At 28.0% G+C, this 17,869-nt stretch carries 12 protein-coding genes and 1 pseudogene; 8 read left to right on the plus strand and 5 right to left on the minus strand.

Going from position 1 to position 17,869, the window contains the following annotated elements; all coding sequences use genetic code 11:
• The first annotated feature begins 311 nt into the window (after positions 1-311).
• The 3 genes and pseudogenes from glgP (at position 312) to Q0H31_RS10595 (ending at position 4,964) form a co-directional block, all read left to right on the plus strand.
• Positions 312-2,876, plus strand: a complete 2,565-nt coding sequence (gene glgP, locus Q0H31_RS10585) for an alpha-glucan family phosphorylase (RefSeq protein WP_295298012.1) — start codon at positions 312-314, stop codon at positions 2,874-2,876.
• Positions 2,877-3,112: 236 nt separating this feature from the next.
• Positions 3,113-3,810: pseudogene (locus tag Q0H31_RS10590) on the plus strand (DUF554 domain-containing protein).
• A 38-nt stretch (positions 3,811-3,848) separates the two neighbouring features.
• Entirely contained in the window at positions 3,849-4,964 is a 1,116-nt protein-coding gene (locus Q0H31_RS10595; RefSeq protein ID WP_295298014.1) for a hypothetical protein, read from the plus strand.
• Positions 4,965-4,980: 16 nt separating this feature from the next.
• On the opposite strand, the gene Q0H31_RS10600 is transcribed toward Q0H31_RS10595, so the two are convergent.
• The 3 genes from Q0H31_RS10600 to Q0H31_RS10610 all read right to left on the minus strand — a co-directional run bounded on the left by Q0H31_RS10600 (position 4,981) and on the right by Q0H31_RS10610 (position 10,263).
• Positions 4,981-5,817 (minus strand): Rpn family recombination-promoting nuclease/putative transposase, encoded by an 837-nt coding sequence (locus tag Q0H31_RS10600; RefSeq protein WP_295298016.1) that lies wholly within the window; start codon positions 5,815-5,817, stop codon positions 4,981-4,983.
• Positions 5,818-6,065: 248 nt separating this feature from the next.
• Positions 6,066-6,935, minus strand: a complete 870-nt coding sequence (locus Q0H31_RS10605; RefSeq protein WP_295298018.1) for a leucine-rich repeat domain-containing protein — start codon at positions 6,933-6,935, stop codon at positions 6,066-6,068.
• Between the two features lie 310 nt (positions 6,936-7,245).
• Positions 7,246-10,263 carry a DEAD/DEAH box helicase gene (locus Q0H31_RS10610; RefSeq protein ID WP_295298020.1) on the minus strand — a complete coding sequence of 1,006 codons (3,018 nt, stop codon included), beginning with the start codon at positions 10,261-10,263 and terminating at the stop codon, positions 7,246-7,248.
• 271 nt (positions 10,264-10,534) lie between these two features.
• Between Q0H31_RS10610 and Q0H31_RS10615 the strand changes: the two genes are divergently transcribed.
• The 4 genes from Q0H31_RS10615 (at position 10,535) to Q0H31_RS10630 (ending at position 13,556) form a co-directional block, all read left to right on the plus strand.
• Positions 10,535-10,837, plus strand: coding sequence for a hypothetical protein (locus Q0H31_RS10615; protein WP_295298021.1), 303 nt, complete (start codon positions 10,535-10,537; stop codon positions 10,835-10,837).
• A 23-nt stretch (positions 10,838-10,860) separates the two neighbouring features.
• Complete coding sequence (locus tag Q0H31_RS10620; protein ID WP_295298023.1) at positions 10,861-12,144, plus strand: tetratricopeptide repeat protein; 1,284 nt, start codon at positions 10,861-10,863, stop codon at positions 12,142-12,144.
• Positions 12,145-12,288: 144 nt separating this feature from the next.
• A complete protein-coding gene (locus Q0H31_RS10625; RefSeq protein ID WP_295298024.1) occupies positions 12,289-13,026 on the plus strand; it encodes a hypothetical protein in 738 nt (245 codons plus the stop codon).
• Positions 13,027-13,049: 23 nt separating this feature from the next.
• Positions 13,050-13,556: a DUF2147 domain-containing protein gene (locus Q0H31_RS10630; RefSeq protein ID WP_147730290.1), complete on the plus strand. Its 507-nt coding sequence runs from the start codon at positions 13,050-13,052 to the stop codon at positions 13,554-13,556.
• Here the strand turns inward: Q0H31_RS10630 and Q0H31_RS10635 are convergent, their stop codons facing one another.
• Together Q0H31_RS10635 and Q0H31_RS10640 are read right to left on the minus strand one after the other, a co-directional pair.
• Entirely contained in the window at positions 13,557-15,155 is a 1,599-nt protein-coding gene (locus Q0H31_RS10635) for a peptide ABC transporter substrate-binding protein (protein WP_295298028.1), read from the minus strand. It lies immediately after the preceding gene.
• A gap of 76 nt (positions 15,156-15,231) precedes the next feature.
• On the minus strand, positions 15,232-15,948 hold the full coding sequence (locus Q0H31_RS10640; protein ID WP_295298030.1) for a gamma-glutamyl-gamma-aminobutyrate hydrolase family protein: 717 nt from the start codon (positions 15,946-15,948) through the stop codon (positions 15,232-15,234).
• Positions 15,949-16,208: 260 nt separating this feature from the next.
• Here Q0H31_RS10640 and Q0H31_RS10645 point away from each other — a divergent pair, with 260 nt between their 5' ends.
• Positions 16,209-17,567, plus strand: a complete 1,359-nt coding sequence (locus tag Q0H31_RS10645) for an FAD-dependent oxidoreductase (protein ID WP_295298032.1) — start codon at positions 16,209-16,211, stop codon at positions 17,565-17,567.
• Positions 17,568-17,869: the final 302 nt, after the last annotated feature.

Consider the following 17,869-nt stretch of genomic DNA (forward strand, 5'->3'; position numbering starts at 1 on the left):
CAAATAAAAACATACAAAAATATAATCATTTTTTCAATTATAAACGAATACATTCTGCTTTAAATTATGATACACCTATGCTATACTTTTATAAATTAAGGAATTCTTAACTGCAATATGTTTGGCACCTGTGCAAATTATATTATTAAAAAATATAAAAGTTATAAAAGTTATAAAAAATATTTTTTGTTTTTTCATATTAATGCGATAATATTAGGTATGTATTTTTAATAGCTATGTATAAAATACATTGCTTTTATTATAAAATATTATACAATAAAATATCTAAATTTTAAGGGGCGGTAATATTTATGAAAGTAAGTAAATATATGGTTTCACCTTCTATACCAAAAGAGTTAGAGCCATTAATGGAGATAACTAAAAACTTTTGGTGGTGTTGGAATCAGAAAGCAATTAATTTATTGAGAAACATAGATATTGACAACTGGGATAAAAAAGACCATAACCCTATAAGGCTTTTAGGGGAATCTTCACAGGAATGTTTCGATACTATGCTTCATGATGATGCGGCTATGATGAACTTAGCTGAAGTTTATGATGAGTTTAAGACATATATGAATCAGGAAACTTGGTATGACAGTTTAGATGATTCTCAAAAGACTAAAAATGAAAAGATTGCATATTTTTCTTTTGAATATGGTTTGCACGAGTCTTTGCCTAATTATTCAGGCGGTTTAGGAATATTATCTGGAGACCATTTAAAATCTGCAAGCGATTTAGGTTTGCCGTTTGTTGCTGTTGGACTTTTATATAGAAAAGGTTATTTTAGGCAGTATTTAAATGCTGATGGCTGGCAGCAGGAATATGATATAGAAAATGACTTCTTTAATTTAGCATTAGAAAAGGTATTAGATAAAAACGGCGAGACAATGAAAGTTGATGTTGATTTGCCTGGAAGAAAAGTTTATGCTCAAATTTGGAAGGCTAATGTTGGAAGAATAGAGCTTTATTATTTAGATGCTAATATAGAAGAAAATAGTGTAGAAGACAGAGATATTACAGCTCAGCTTTACGGCGGTAATTTAGAGACAAGAATACAGCAAGAGATACTTCTTGGTATTGGCGGTATTAAGGCATTAAATAAACTTGGTATTAAGCCTACTATTTATCATATGAATGAAGGTCATAGTGCATTTCTTTCTTTAGAGAGAATGAGACAGCTTATGGAAAACAATCACCTTGATAAAAATGCAGCAAGAGAGGTTGTTTACAGTTCTAACGTGTTTACAACACATACACCTGTGCCTGCTGGTAACGATGTATTTCCTATGGATATGGTACAGAAATATTTTAATGAGTATGTTAAGCATATTGGTATGTCTATGGACGAGTTCTTAAGACTTGGAAGAATTAATCCTGATGACAATAAAGAAAATTTCTGTATGACAGTTTTAGCACTTAACTTATCTGCTGAAAATAACGGAGTAAGTTTGCTTCATGGTCATGTTTCAAGAGCTATGTGGAAAGATATATGGAAAGGAGTTCCAGAAAATGAACTTCCTATAGATGCTATCACTAATGGTATTCATACATTAAGTTGGATTTCTTTCGATATGCAAAACTTATTAGATAGATATTTAGGTCCTCGTTGGAGAACTAAACCTTTAGAGCATGAGGTTTGGGAAAGGGTACAAAGAATACCTGATGCTGAACTTTGGAAGACTCATGAGAGAAGAAAAGAAAGATTAATTGATTTCTGCAGAACTAGATTAAAATCTCAAATTACAAACAGAGGCTTTACTAAAAATGAAATAGAGCATGCTGACCAAATACTTTCTCCAGATGCTTTAACTATTGGTTTTGCGAGGAGATTTGCTACATATAAAAGAGGAACTTTATTATTTAGAGATTTAGAGAGATTAAAAAAGATATTAAATAATAAAGATAAGCCTGTACAGATAATATTTGCTGGTAAAGCACACCCGCATGATAATGGCGGTAAAGAGCTTATTAGAGAGATATCTGAAATTTGCAGAAGAGAAGATTTTAGAGACCATATAGTATTCTTAGAAGATTATGATATTAATGTAGCAAGATATATGGTTCAGGGTGTTGATGTATGGCTTAATAACCCAAGAAGACCATTAGAAGCTAGCGGTACAAGCGGCATGAAAGTTCCGCCTAATGGTGGTTTAAACTTCAGCGTATTAGATGGTTGGTGGGACGAAGCTTATGATGCTCAAAATGGATGGGCTATTGGTAATAGAGAAGAATATTCAGATTTAGAGTATCAAGATGAGGTTGAGAGCAAGGCTATATATAATGTATTAGAAAACGAGATTATTCCTCTTTATTATAACAACAGAGGAAGAGATGATATACCTCGTGAATGGGTTGCTGCTATGAAATGGAGTATGCAAACTGTTTGTCCGGTATTTTCTACAAATAGAATGGTTGCTGATTATTATAATAAGTTTTATAATAAAGCTAGCAAAAGATATTTGCATATGATTAAAAATGACTTTGAAAAGCCTAAAGCTTTAAAAGAATGGAAGCAAAATATATATTCTAAATGGTCTAAGGTTTCTTTTGAAAACACTATTTCTGAGATGCCTTCAAGAAATTTAAAAGTTGGAAGCGAATTTGAAGTAAAAACTATAGTAAATCTTGGAGATATAGCACCTGATTCTGTGAGAGTTGAGCTTTATTATGGTAAATTAAGCATGAAAGAAGAGATTATAGAGCCTTCTATAATTGAAATGAAACATTCTGCTGATTTAGGCAATGGAAGACATTCATTTAGCGGTGCTTTAGTATGCAATAATAGCGGACAGAGCGGTTTTGCTATAAGAATGTACCCATATAATAAAGATTTGAGTTACAAATTTGATATGAAGCTTATTATTTGGAGCTAATCTTATTTTGATTTAGAGATATTAAAGGGTTTAACTTAAATAATTAAGTTGAGCCCTTTTTATTTGTATATGTATAAACAATTATATTTTATCAATTTGTATTTTTGCAAAAGTGTTATCAGATTTTTAGAATAACAAAAAGTTTTTAAGCATATGATTTTTAAAAATACAATTTTTTGAAAAATCTTAAAATTTTTACTATATATTAATTTATTATTTTTTATAAGGATAAAAATATGTTGGCTGTGTTTGTTAATATGATTACAGTATTTGTTGGTTCTATCATTGGAATTATATTTAAAAATAATTTATCAAAAAAATATGAGAGAGTTGTATTTATTTCTGCTGGTATTATATCTTTAACTATAGGTATTTCTATGGCTATTGTAACTGAGCATATACTTATATTTGCCATATCTATTATGCTTGGAGGTCTTACGGGTACTATGCTTTCTGTAGAAGAAAAAATAGAATCTTTTGGAAAGTTTATAAAAAAACTTTTTCATTTAAAGATAATGCAGGTAATTTTAGTTTAGGTTTTTTAACATCATCAATACTTTTTTGTTCTGGTTCTATGTCTATAGTAGGTTCTTTTCAGGCGGGTACTAACGGCAATTACGATTTAATATTTACTAAAAGTGTGATAGACGGTTTTGTTGCTATATTTATGTCTACAGTTTATGGAGTTGGAGTTGCTTTTTCTGTGATTAGCATACTTTTTTATCAGGGGGCTTTAACTTTACTTTCTTCTTTTTTAGAGCCTTATGTTTCTCAGACTATGCTTAATGAGGTTTCTGCTGTTGGGGGTGCTACTGTTATGATGATAGGGCTTAATCTTCTAAATATTACTAAAATTAAAACTGGAGATTTTTTGCCTGCTTTGATTTATGCCATTTTTTTGGTTTTAATTATACCATATATTTCTTTTTTGTGATATAATCCAAATACTTCAATTTTTTATTAGGATTATTTATGAATACTGTTTTAAAAAATTATTTAGAATATGCTAAAGAAAAGTCAAATATAGATGAAGTTCAAAATACGAAATTAATTACAAAAAATGAAAAGTTTTTAAAATTAAAAGAATTAGAACATTCTGATGAGATGCCTGCAATATGTAAAGAGCTTTCTCTTAATCTTAATGATATGGATATATTAAAATCTTTTAGTGCTTGTAATTTTATTGCACATTCATTTTATCATGATGGTAATATTGATGAAGAGATTGGAAAAAGAATTATAGACTTATTTTACAAAAATATTTATTATGCATGTAAATATATAAATGATGCTGCTACTGCATACAACATAGATGAAGATGATTTAACAACTGATGATATAGATAATTTAGATATTGATATAATGTATAGAATAGATTATGAGGCTCTTGCTTCTTTTACTGGAATTGATGCTATGATAGCAGCCATTATGACTTTAACATGCGGCAATCTTAATCTTCGTGAATATTTTAGAAGTTTAGAGCCTACTGAATATATAGAGTATATAGAAACTTATATTCCTAGTATGAGATATTTGCATGTTGGAATTGATGCTTCATTAAAGACTAAAATACTTGTACTATCTCCAAAGGCTGAGAGGGGATTTTTTATTGAAACTGCTGATACAAATAATTGCTTTCATTTAATTACGCTTCTTGAAAATGAGATTTACAAAAAGAACTTATTAAAAAGATATGGAATAGATAATTTTGAGTATAATGACTTGGTTTATAAAGTAGCAAGAGGGGAGGAGTATTCTCAAGAGATTATTGAAACAACCGCTCATCAGCAATACTATACAATATATGCTTTACAGAGTGACGGTTCATACAAAATAGAAGATGATAATGGAGAGCTTGATTTGGATAATATTTTGCATAGCGATATTTCTCCGGAGGATATACCTCAAATTGAAGGTACTCCTATTATTATAATAGACAGTGAAGGCATGTGGACTAAGCCTATAAAGTGGGATAATAGCTACTTTACAAAGCTGCATCAGAAGTTAAACCCTTATGTTAATATATTGGACGAGATTACGGACGAAGAATATAAATCTTGGATAGAGAAGATAAAGAAGTTTAATTAATTTTTTAATAGTTTTGTTATAGCTTTTCTATTTCTTCTATAGATAGACCTGTACTTTTTTTTATTAATTCTATATCAAGACCTAATTTTTTTAAATTTCTTGCTATATTTAATTGTTCTTCCTTTTTTCCTAATTTTCTTTCTTCATCTAAAAGAATCTGTTTATCATATGAATATATTTCTTTTTTCTCATATTCAGACATCATTAATTTACTTTTTATAAAATTATTATATCTTTTTTGTACTTCTTCCATTAAAGGTTTTTCTTTTACTATATCTGACATAGAAGCCTCCACATTTTTACTTGTTAAAAAACTTATCCAACAATTTAAATCTTTGGATAAAATATTCTTTTTGAATTTTTTTAATTCTATAATATGTATTTGTAAATGGTCTGTTAATAATTTTTTATTATTTATTTCATAAAGCATATAGCTAGAATGTATATTTTTTAGATTTTTATCCAAATTAAAATTAAGTAAGTTAATACTTATAACAGGCGTTAGATTATCGTATTTCTCTCCCTGTTTTAATAGCTTACTATAATTAGCTGCCCAATAATATAAAATACGTTCTGGAAATCTTGAATTACCTTGAAGCTGTATTTCTATTATAACAATAGTTCCATTTTGAGTTATACATTTTACATCTACTATTGTTTCTTTATTATTTTTATTTTTCTTATGATTAAATGGAGTTAATATTTCTACAGAACGAAAGGTTTTCATTTTAGCATTAAGCATTACAGAATTAATAAAGTCTAAAAGTATAGTTTCAGAGCCTTTATCTGAGAAAAGGTATCTTATAAAATAATCGTTTAATGGGTTAAAATGTTTTTTAATATTATCTTTCATATAGTAATATTATACTAAAATAATTTTAAATTGTCAAAATAGTATACGCATAAACAATTATATTTTATTCAACTTTTTCCCACAGCAAAAATTGCAATTATTAGAATTATAATAATATATAAAATATTAGATAATAGCTGTTTTTAAGTTAAAAATGCAGTTGTTTTGCTTCTTTTATACCAATACCGAGTAGGTACCTATCGGCAAAAGAACTGGGATGCGGGGCAAAGCCACCACAAATAAAAAATTCAAAATGTAATTTTGACAGACTTAAAAAACTTATTATCAAAAATATTTTTATTTTTTATTTTAGTATCTATAAGAATTAATTCTTTTAATTTTTTCAACTTTTTTAATTCAGGAAGTTTTTTTATAGAACTTGAAAGAATATGTAATTCTTCTAAATTTTTTAATTTGCAAATAGAATCAGAAAGTTCTTTTAGATTATTAGAACCTATTAAAAGTGTTTGTAAATTTGTTAAATTAAATAATTCTTCAGGAAGAGTTTTATATTTATTATAGCTTATATTTAAATATTTAAGCTTCTTTAAATAAGCAATTTCTTTAGGTATAATTTCTATATTGTTGCTCGATAAATCAAGAGCTTCTATATTTTTTAAATTTGAAATTTTTAAATCAATATTAGTAATTTTATTTGCACTTAAATCTAAATTTTTTATATTCTCTAAATAAAAAATTTCTTCCTGAATATTATTTAAATTATTTTCGCTTATATTAAGAACTTCTAATTTTTTTAGATTTATAATTTCTTTTGATATACTGCTTATTTTATTCTCATAAATATTAAAGATTTTTAAGTTTTTCAAATTTGATATTCCATCATCAATAAAACTAATATTATTTCCAGATAAATTTATTTCTTCAAGATTTTCTAAACTATAAATAAAATTCGGTATTTCATCAAAATCATTATACATAAACCAAATTCTTTTTAATGATTTTAATTTAGAAATTTCATCTAAAAATAAATTACAAGGCAAGCCATACAAATCAAGCTCTTCAATATTCTCTAATTCTTCTTTGCTTCTTGGGAAATTTTTTATTTTTAACTCCAAAGCCCAAGAAATAATTTTATTAAAATCTTTATCTGATAGCATAAAATGAACTATACTAAAAATTTTAAAGTTTGTCAATTTTTTATTGTTCTTTTTCCCGCCGCAAAAAGTGCAATTATTAGAATTCTAATAATATGTATAAAATATTAGATAATAACTGTTTTTGAGTTAAAAATGCAGTTGTTTTGCTTCTTTTATACCAATAAAAGAGAAGTGGGGTGCGTACTAAGGGCACACTTCGCAGGGGCTAGTCCCCGCAAATAATTAAAATTAAAAAACTAAATTTTGAGCAAACCTAAAAATTTAAAGTATATACTAAAATAATTCTTAGTTGCTATATATATTCTAAAATTTAATTAATAAGATTCTTCACTTCGTCCCAGCTTAGTTTATTGATGTCGCCCATTGAATCGCCTACTACTGTATCAATAAGCACTCTTTTTTTGTTTTGAAGCTCTAAAATCTTCTCTTCTATTGTTCCTCTTGTTACTAATTTATAATTGGTTACCACTCTTTTTTGTCCTATTCTATATGCTCTGTCAGTTGCTTGGTCTTCAACTGCAGGATTCCACCACAAATCATAATGTATAACAGTGTCTGCCTGTGTGAGGGTTAGTCCTGTGCCTGCTGCTTTTAGGCTAAGTAAAAATATAGGAGCTTCCCCTGCATTAAATCTATGCACTAAATCCATTCTGTTTTTTGTGGTGCCGTCCAAATAAAGATAATTTATATTGAGTTTGTTGAAGGCATCTCTCATAATATTAAGCATTCTTGTAAAAGAGCTAAATACTAATACACTATGCCCGCCTGATATAGCCTCTCTAATCATCTCTATAAACATATTAAACTTGCCGCTTGTATGACTGTCGCCTCTTAAGTCATGATGCATAAGTCTTGGGTGGCAGCAAACTTGTCTTAGTCTTGTGAGAGCTGAAAATATTTCTATATGAGATTGAGCAAAGCCCTTTCTTTTTACCGTTTCAAATATCTCTATTCTTGCAGCTTCAAGTATTGACATATAAAGCTCTTTTTGGTCTTTAGTTAAATCGCAGTAATTTACAACTGTATGTTTTGGAGGCAAATCTTTAAGTACATCAGTTTTAAGTCTTCTTAATATAAATGGTGCTATTCTTGTTTTGAGATTATCTAATGCTTCGTTTGAAGTTTCTAATCCAGATAAAATAGGAGCTTCATAATCTTCAATAAAGTCTTTATGCTTGCCTAAAAATCCCGGCATTAAAAAATCAAACATAGACCACATTTCGCTTATGCTGTTTTCTATAGGCGTACCGCTTAATGCGAGTCTTTTTAATGATTTTAAGCTTTTTACAGTTTTTGCATTTTGTGTGTTGGCGTTTTTTATATGCTGTGCTTCGTCAAGTATCACATAATTAAACTCATTTTCACTGAGTGCTTTTACATCTCTTCTTAAAGTAGAGTAGGATATTATAGCTACATCATAGTTGCTTACAGACCTAATCTTTTTCATTCTTGATTTTAAGCTTCCCGTTAAAACTATTGCTTCAAGAGATGGAGCAAACTTTTTTATTTCATAATACCAGTTGGCAACGCATGAAGTTGGTGCTATTATTAAAGAAGTGAGTTTCTCTCCGTTTTCTTTTTCTTTTAAGATTGTGGCTATAGTCTGAAAACTCTTTCCAAGACCCATATCATCTGCGAGTATGCCGTTTAATGACATGTCCGCAAGTTTTCTAAGCCATTTATATCCTATAAGCTGATAATTTCTAAACTCTCCCACTATATTTTTTGGAGGTTCTTCGTCATAATCAACTCTTTTTATATTTGATATTGTCTCTATTGCACTGTCATCTAAATCTAATTCTATACCGCTATGTTTTTCAAGCATGTCGGCAAAGTATGGAGCACTAAACATTGGAAGCAAATATCTGTTATCTTCATTGTTTTCTATAGGGTTATCTTTAAGCATTTTTGCTATATAGTCAATAACCTCTAAGTCTATTGGCACAAATGAACCATTTTGAAGCCTTATATATTCTTTGTTTTCTACTTTTACAGCCCTTATAATATCTGATAAATCATGTATCTCTTTAACTCCTTCAAATGAAAAATTAATCTCAAAGAAGTTAATGTCTTTAGTAAGAGATACTTTCATTTTAAGTGGTTTTACATTTAGTTTGAGAGATTTAAAAGATTCACTGTAAAAACAAGTCCACCCTTTATCCTGAAGCATGGGTAAAATTTTATAGCATAAATAAAATATCTTCTCATCATTTGATGAAGCAAAAGTATAATCTCCAACCTTATCCAAATATTTAGACAAAGTATTACAAAAATATTCCTCTTTTTCTTTATCTCTATATATTTCATTTACTTCATTGTCAAACATATTGCTGCTTGTGAATTTATTAGTATAAGGGTCAACGGTAAAAGAACCATATTTAAACTTTATAGTGGAAAATACATTGCTTCCGTCATAGTCTAAAAATAATAATGCCTGTGCAGGGAATGCTAATATTTCATTTTCTTTTATGTTTTCAGGAAGTTCAATGTGAAAATCTTTTTTTAAGTTTGGAAGCACCCTTGAACAAAAATCTTTAATATATGCTCTATTAACAGTTATAGGCTTTTTAAATATATGTTTTTTAATCTTTGGGTATGACGGATTGGTTTCATAAAAAATATCTTTGTATAGTATATAATCGCAATTCTCCCCAAATGTATATACTCTGTTAAGCTCTACATCTTTTATATTTATATCTAATATTAAATCTTTATTTTCATTGTAGTAAGTTTCTATAATAATATTTAACACTTCATCGCTGAATGTTATAACCTTGCTTTCTAATCTTATATTTGCTACTTCTTTAAGTATAGATAAACATTGGTAAGCATTATAATCTTTAAACCATAATTTGCCGTTTTCTTGATTTTGTAGAGCATCGGCATATAAGTTATTTAAAAATCTTATTAGTTTAGCCTCGCCTCTGCTAAAATCCTCTAATTCTATTCTATATTCTTCATCTTCTATTTTTTGTTTATCACCGGTAACGCAAGAAAATAAAAAACTCTCAAGCTCTACAATTCTTAATTGCTTTTTTTTCTCTATATCTATAAGTTTGAGTGAAAGCCCCAAGCTCTTTTCATTTCCCTCACCGCGTAATGACAATAATACTGATATGCTGAAATATTCTCTATAAAGATTATCTCTGTAATTATCCATTAGAGGTGCACGCGTGTAGTATAGCCAGTTTTGCCTTTCATCATTTATTATTTTTACATCTTTTATATTAAAATTAGTATTATCTTCTTCATTATTGCTATAATCTAAAAGGGTATTAGATTTTTCATTATTTTCTTTAATATCTTTCTTTTTTAATTTTCCTGCCATTTTTTAGCTTTTATCCTTAAATAAGCTCATAATACTATTTTTATATACATTAGAATATTGACTATTCATAATAATAGAATTACAAAAAAAGTCAAGTTTTATGAAATTTTATTATTGATTGTTATTAAATATATAAGAATTTACAAAATTAAATAATATATGTTATAGTAGTATATATAATTTAAAGTTATGATTAACAAAAAATTATGATTGCAAAATTTATTTTTCATTTTATAATTTGAATTAACATAATATTTGCTTGGATAAATTAATGCTTAAAAAAGTTATTGATAAAATAAAGTATTTTTATATGCAGAGGAGAAAGTTATTTATTATAATACTATCCTCTTGGTTTGTATTTATTATATTAATAGGCGTCATTATAGGATTAACTAAAAAGCCTGATATAGTTCCTTTAACTCCGGAAGAAGAGAATGCTATGATTTTGAATGATGTTATAAAAAATGATGATAAAAAGATTATGGAAGGTGAGATGCTTTCAACAAAAAATAATTTGAGTTTTGAAGAATTAGAACGCTCAAGGAATTATGTAGAAAGCCGAAAAAATAAATAATAACTTTTAGGAGGAAGAAAAATATGCGTTTAAAAATATTTGCATGTGTATTTTCTTGTATTATGTTCACAGGGCTATTATTTGCTCAGGAAACAATTACAGTACAGCCGGATGATCAAGTGGTAACTAATGAAATGCCTGTTTCTCGTAAGGGAGAGCCTTTAGAAAAAGACTTGCTTAAATCAATAGATTTTGCTGCTAATAGTTTATTTTCTATTAAATTGAATGCCACTAATTTTGACAGATATATTCGTATAACAAGCTATTCTACAAATTTGGATTTTGTGAGATTTACTAGAGATAAAACTAATGCCTTTCTCACTTTCGCTACATTAACACCGGGTATAGCAAAACTTAATTTCCAAGTAGATACCGAAGATAATATAATTAGAAGATATATATATACTATAAATGTAACTAATGGAGACCCTATAACAGACACTAATTCTACAACATTTGATGCTGAAACTACTAATGAAACAGCTAACAAAAACGATATGATGATGGATACAAACGAAACTGTTACAAATACAATAAGCACAAATGAAGCAGTTACAAACACAGCAGAAACTAATACAACAGTTACAAACGCAACTGCTACAAATGCTGCTGCAAATAATAATAATGTACAAAAAGATGTATCAATAACTAAAACAACACCAAAAGAAGATAATTCTGAAGTTGCTTTATTATTTAAATCTGCAGAAGAACTTAAAAACATGAAAGATTATGATAATGCTATAAGTTCTTATAGTAATGTTATATCTCAATATCCAAGTTCAAAATATGCTGTTTATAGTTATTTTAGAGTGGGCGATATTTATAATGCAAAAAAAGATTATAATAACGCTTTTAATATGTATAAAGAAGCTTCTGAGTTAAAAACTGCTAACAACAATCAAAAGGCAGCTGCTTTATATTCAATGGGGGTTGTGAGAAAAGCTGAAAATAACAATCAAGAAGCTATGAAATATTTTAATGATGTGATAGCTAAATATCCTAATACTTATTCTTATGGAAATGCTGTATATGAAATTGCTGATAGTCTAAAGCAAATGGGCAAAATTTCTGACGGGGTAAATATGTTAGAGAAATCATTGGCTTCAAAAGATAAATTCTCTAAAAGAGCAGATGCTATGCTTCTTCTTGCAGAGATTTATGAAACAGGCAACAATAATGTAAGAGATTTTAATAAAGCTTATTTAACATATAATCAATATTTAGCTGAATACCCTAACACTTCAAAAACAAAATATGCTAATGATAGAAAAAACTTTTTATCAAGAAATGCAGTTAATATAAAATAATAAATTATTAATAATATTTATTTTTATAATAAAGCCTTTTAAGAAGCAATTCTTATTTGGCTTTTTTTATATATTTTTATTGATATTTTTTATAGAATGTATTATATTTTATAATAATATAATAATATTGTTTTAAGAAAGTTTATGAAAAAAATTGTTATACTATTTATATTAATATCTTCTTTAGCATATTCATTTCCATATAATATGTACACTGGAATGACAGGTGCACTTCGTTTGGGCGGTACTTTATATTTAGATAATATGAGAATAGGAAATAAAAAATATACTTTATCAAGTCCTATTATGCTTAATTTTGGTATATTAAAGAATTTTGATATATTTGCAAGGGTGCTTCCGCTTACTTATATTCCAGAAGTTGGCGTAGGTGTTGAGGGAGAGCCTCAATTTTCTATAATGCCGAGGTTTCAATTTTTTAATGGTTTTATAGGGGCAGTGGAGGTATTATTTCCCGGCTCTTCAAAGCAGAAATTCGGTTTAAATCCTCAGATACATTATTTAATAGGTCTTGGTGATTTCTTTACTATGTATGCCAATTTAGAAGTGCCTATGTTTTTTGATGACCCAAGAGGTGTTGTTAATTATATAAGGCTTAAAACAGCTATTGGAGTTTATCCCGGTTCTTTGTTTGGTTTTTCACTTGCGGGCATATATCTTGAATATCATTTAGCTTATGACTTTTATAATAAAGCTATGTTGGGCTTGAATCATCTTGGGCTTGGCGTTTATTTGGTGCTTAATAGCGATGCAAGTTTATCTATCAATTTCAGCCCTTATGTTGAACAGCTTGCTAGCGGATATTATTTTGGTATAGGTGCTTATATTTCATATACGCTCGATTTTAATAAGTTTATTAGATAATAAAAAATCATTTGGATAAGATAATGAAAAAGATTATATTATTAATTGTTATATTTTCTTCGTTTTTATATGGGGCAAATAATGCTAAAGATATCGAAGGTTTTTGGGCTATGCCTGATAAGCCTAAAGGAAGAATGAAGGTTGCTAAGATAATAGTAATTAATAATAAACTTTATGCATATGCGGTTGATTTTCAAGATGATGTAAAAACTACTCTTGATATTCATAACCCTGATAAAGCTCTTAGAAATAAAGACCTTAAAGGACTTACATTTATTTATAATGTAGAGTTTAAAGATGGTGAGTGGCAGACTGGAAGAATATATCATACAGACCAAGGAAGCTCATATTATGCCAAAATTACTTTATCTGATGATAAAAAATCATTATCTCTAAAAGCTTCATTAGATAAAGGCGGAGTAGTTGGTGCTAGTGTAAAATGGACAAGATTATCCGAAGAAGAAGCTAAAAAATATAATGATATACCAATAAGCAGTTTAAGAACTGTAGAAGGTAAGCCTATCAATTAATTATTCTTCAATAATCTCAGCATTTTTAAAATTATATATGCCAAAATTGTCGCATGTAACATTAATAAGTTTTGGGCTTTGCATAACTATGCTGTTATAATAAAATAAAGGTATTATAGCCATATCTTCTATAGCAATCTTTTCTGCCAAATGCAAATATTTTATATCTTGAGTTGTTAAATAATTTCTTATGTTTTCATCATATAAAGGATTATAGTATTTTCCTTCATTTAGCAAATAGTCTTTTTGAAGTAATGATAAAAATGACATAGGGTGATTATAGCCTCCAGCCCAACTTCTCCTCGCCATATCAAAGTTACCGCTTCTTCTTATTTTTATAAACTCATTAAATGGTTTTGCAATAACTATTGTATCTATATTTAGAGTTTCTTTAAGCATTTTTTTAATTGCATTGGCTATTTCTAAATGAACTCCATAATCTGTAAAAAGATTTATTACAGGAAAATCATCAGTATTTTTATAGCCCGCTTCCTCTAATAAAGTTTTAGCTAATTCTACATTGCTGTTATAATCTTGAACAGAAAAATAGTCATTTGTATCTTCTTTTCTAAAATCTTTATTATTATTATATTTTATATTATACGGCACTATTGCTGATGCTGGTATATCATCAGATTTAACAATTTCTTTTATTATAGAGTTTCTGTCTATAACTAATGATATTGCTTTTCTTATGGTAGGGTTTGAAAGCGGATTTGTATTATTATTTATTTCATAAAAATATAATGAAGTTTTTGCTGCATTTTTTGCTATATTTTTTTCAAACAATTCATCTTTCTTATTTATAGGAATATTATTATAAAAATATAATTCACCTTTTTCTATTAAGCTTAACGCCTCATTAGGATTATTTATAAACTCAAAATTAATTATATCTGCTTTTATGTTTGTATAATTCCAATAGTCTGTATTTTTCCTTATAACAAGCCTATAATCATCTAACCTTACAATCTGAAAAGCTCCATTGCCAATCATAGTATCAGCATTCAAAGACCAATTATTTTCATCTTTACTTACAATATCTTCTCTCAATGGAGTGTAGGCACTATGACATACTAATTCATCAAAATATGGAACAGGATATTCTAATTCAACATACAATATATCATTATCTAATGCTTTTACTCCCAACTCTTCTTTATCCATATTTCCATTTATTATTTCATGGGCATTTTTTATATTCTCTAAATATACAGCCAAAGGAGACTCTGTTTTAGGATCAACTGTTCTCTGCCATGCATATACAAAATCATCAGCTTTTAAATCTAATCCGTCAGCCCATTTAGCATTTGTTCTTATATAAAAAATATATATAGTATTATTGTTTGATGATATCCATTTTTCTGCTGCACCCGGTACTATATTGCCGTTTTCATCTTTTATAGTAAGGTTTTCAAAAAGATGATTTATATATATCATAGAGTTAATAGAAGAAGTTTTTGAAGGGTCCATTGAGTTTGGCTTGCCTCCAACCGATACGGTTATTTCATTTAATATTTTTTTAGGCTCTTTGTGGCAAGATAATAATAAAATTGATGATAATATAATTAATAATTTCAAAAATCTATTTCTTTTCATAAAAAATCCAAAATATAAAATGCTATATTTACATATATCGAAAAAAATGATAACTGTATAATTAAAATATATTATTTTATTTATTATTTTCACAAATAAAAATGAATTTATTAAATATATTTTGCATTTTTATATTGGTTTCAGACATTAATTCTGGGTGCCATTGAATGGCTAATATAAAATGATTTTTGTCTTTATATTCTATCGCTTCTATAATACCATCATTCGCCTTTGCAGCAATATTAAAGTCTTTTGCTGTTTTTCCTATTGCCTGATGATGAAAACTATTAACTTCGCTCTCTTCGCCTAATAAGTCATAAAGTATAGAAGTTTTATCTATTTTTATTTTATGTGTTGCAACATCTGTTGGAGCTGTTTGAGAATGCAGTATATTGCTTTTGGTTTGAGATTCTATATCCTGAATTAAATCCCCTCCAAAATAAACATTAATAAGCTGCAATCCTCTGCATATTCCTAAGATAGGTTTTTTCATTTTAAATGCATAATCTAATAGTGTAAAATCAAACTCATCTCTTTCTTTTGATATAGTGCCGATTTTAGGGTGAGGCTCTTGATTGAAATAGAATGGGTGAATATCAACCCCTCCTGTCATAAGTATACCGGATACATTTTCTACCATTTTTTTTATGGTGTCTTTATCTTTTATTATTGGTATTATAACAGGCAGTCCCTTTGCTCTTACAATTGATTGTATATAAGAATCGTTTGCAAAAGATTTTTTACTGCCATTATCATTTAATATATTTCCAGATATTGCTATAATTTTATTCATATTCAAAGCCGTTTTTGTATAATTATATTAAAATTATTATATTTGTCAAATACAAAATATATTATGTAATTTGATATATATATATTTTTTTGTATTATTAGTGAATTAATATGTTAATTCTTTAGTATTATTATACAATAACATAATTAAATTTATCTTTGTTTATACAATAACTTGACTAATAAAAATTTTTCTACTATAATATAAAACGATATATTTAATATGATATATTAAATTAATTATTTAAAGGGGTTATTTATATGAAAGTAATAGTAATAGGCTGTAACCATGCTGGTACATGGGCTGCAAAAACTTTAAAAGCTACAGATCCTAATTGTCAAGTAGTAACTTATGATAGAAATGATAATATATCTTTCTTAGCTTGCGGTATTGCTCTTTGGGTTGGCGGTGTAGTAAAAGATCCTAAGGGTTTATTTTATGCTAGTCCTGAAGGTTTGAAAAGCGAAGGAATAGAAGTTTATATGGGCCATGAAGTAACAAAAATAGATTGGGTTAACAAAAAAATGACTATTAAAGAATTAAAGACTGGTAAAGAATTTGAGGATAATTATGATAAACTTATTCTTGCTACTGGTTCTTGGCCTGTAACTCCTCCAATTGAGGGTTTAAAACAAGAAGGCACTACTTATGGTCTTAAAAAAGGTATTTTCTTCTCTAAACTTTATCAGCAAGGACAAGAAATTATTGATGAGATAGCTAAACCAGAAATTAAAAAAGTTATGGTAGTTGGTGCTGGTTATATAGGTGTTGAGCTTATAGAAGCTTTCAAAAACCATGGTAAAGAAGTTATCTTAATGGAAGCTATGCCTAGAGTTATGGCTAACTACTTTGATAAAGAGATTACTGATGAGGCTGAAAAAAGAATTAAAGATGCTGGTATAGAAGTACATTTAGGTGAAACTGTTAAAAAGTTTGAAGGTGATGACAGAGTTAAAAAAGTTATTACTGACAAAGGTTCTTATGATGTAGATATGGTAGTTATGTCTGTAGGTTTCAGACCTAATAATGAACTTTATAAAGATTATTTAGAGACTTTACCTAATGGTGCTATAGTTGTAGATACTACTATGAAAACAACTAAAGACCCTAATGTATTTGCTATTGGTGACTGTTCTACAGTATATTCAAGAGCTTCTGAAAAACAAGAGTATATTGCTTTAGCTACTAATGCTGTAAGAATGGGTATAGTTGCTGCTAATAATGCTTTAGGCAGACATGTTGAATACTGCGGTACTCAAGGTTCTAATGCTATTTGCGTATTTGGTTATAATATGGCTTCTACTGGTTGGTCTGAGGAGACTGCTAAGAAAAAAGGTTTAAAAGTTAAATCTAATTTCTTTAGAGATGCTGAAAGACCAGAGTTTATGCCTACTTATGAAGATGTATTGGTAAAAATCGTATATGAAGAGGGTACTGGACGTATGTTAGGTGCACAAATAGCTTCTAAACATAATCATGCTGAAGCAATACACGCATTCTCACTCGCTATACAAAAAGGTATGACAGTTCAAGAGTTTGCACTTTCTGACTTCTTCTTCCTCCCTCACTATAACAAACCATTATCTTGGATGACTATGGTTGCTTATACTGCTAAATAATTATAATTTATTATAATTTATAAATAAAAGCCTTATAGAATTATCTATAGGGCTTTTTATTATTATATTTAATCTGCCTTTAAAACATAATTAGTATGATTTAATATTAATTCTATGCTTTTTATTTTTTATAAAATCTAAAAACTGTATGCCTTCAGAAAAATGGCAATAAAAAATGTTTTTAAGTTTTATATTGATATTATTTTATATTAATTATACAATTAGTATTGCACAGGAGCCAGACATATTGCAGTTAGGAATTCCTTAATTTCTTAAAGTATAGCATAGGTGTATCATAATTT

This window comes from uncultured Brachyspira sp. (genome assembly GCF_934747485.1).
Lineage (GTDB): Bacteria > Spirochaetota > Brachyspiria > Brachyspirales > Brachyspiraceae > Brachyspira.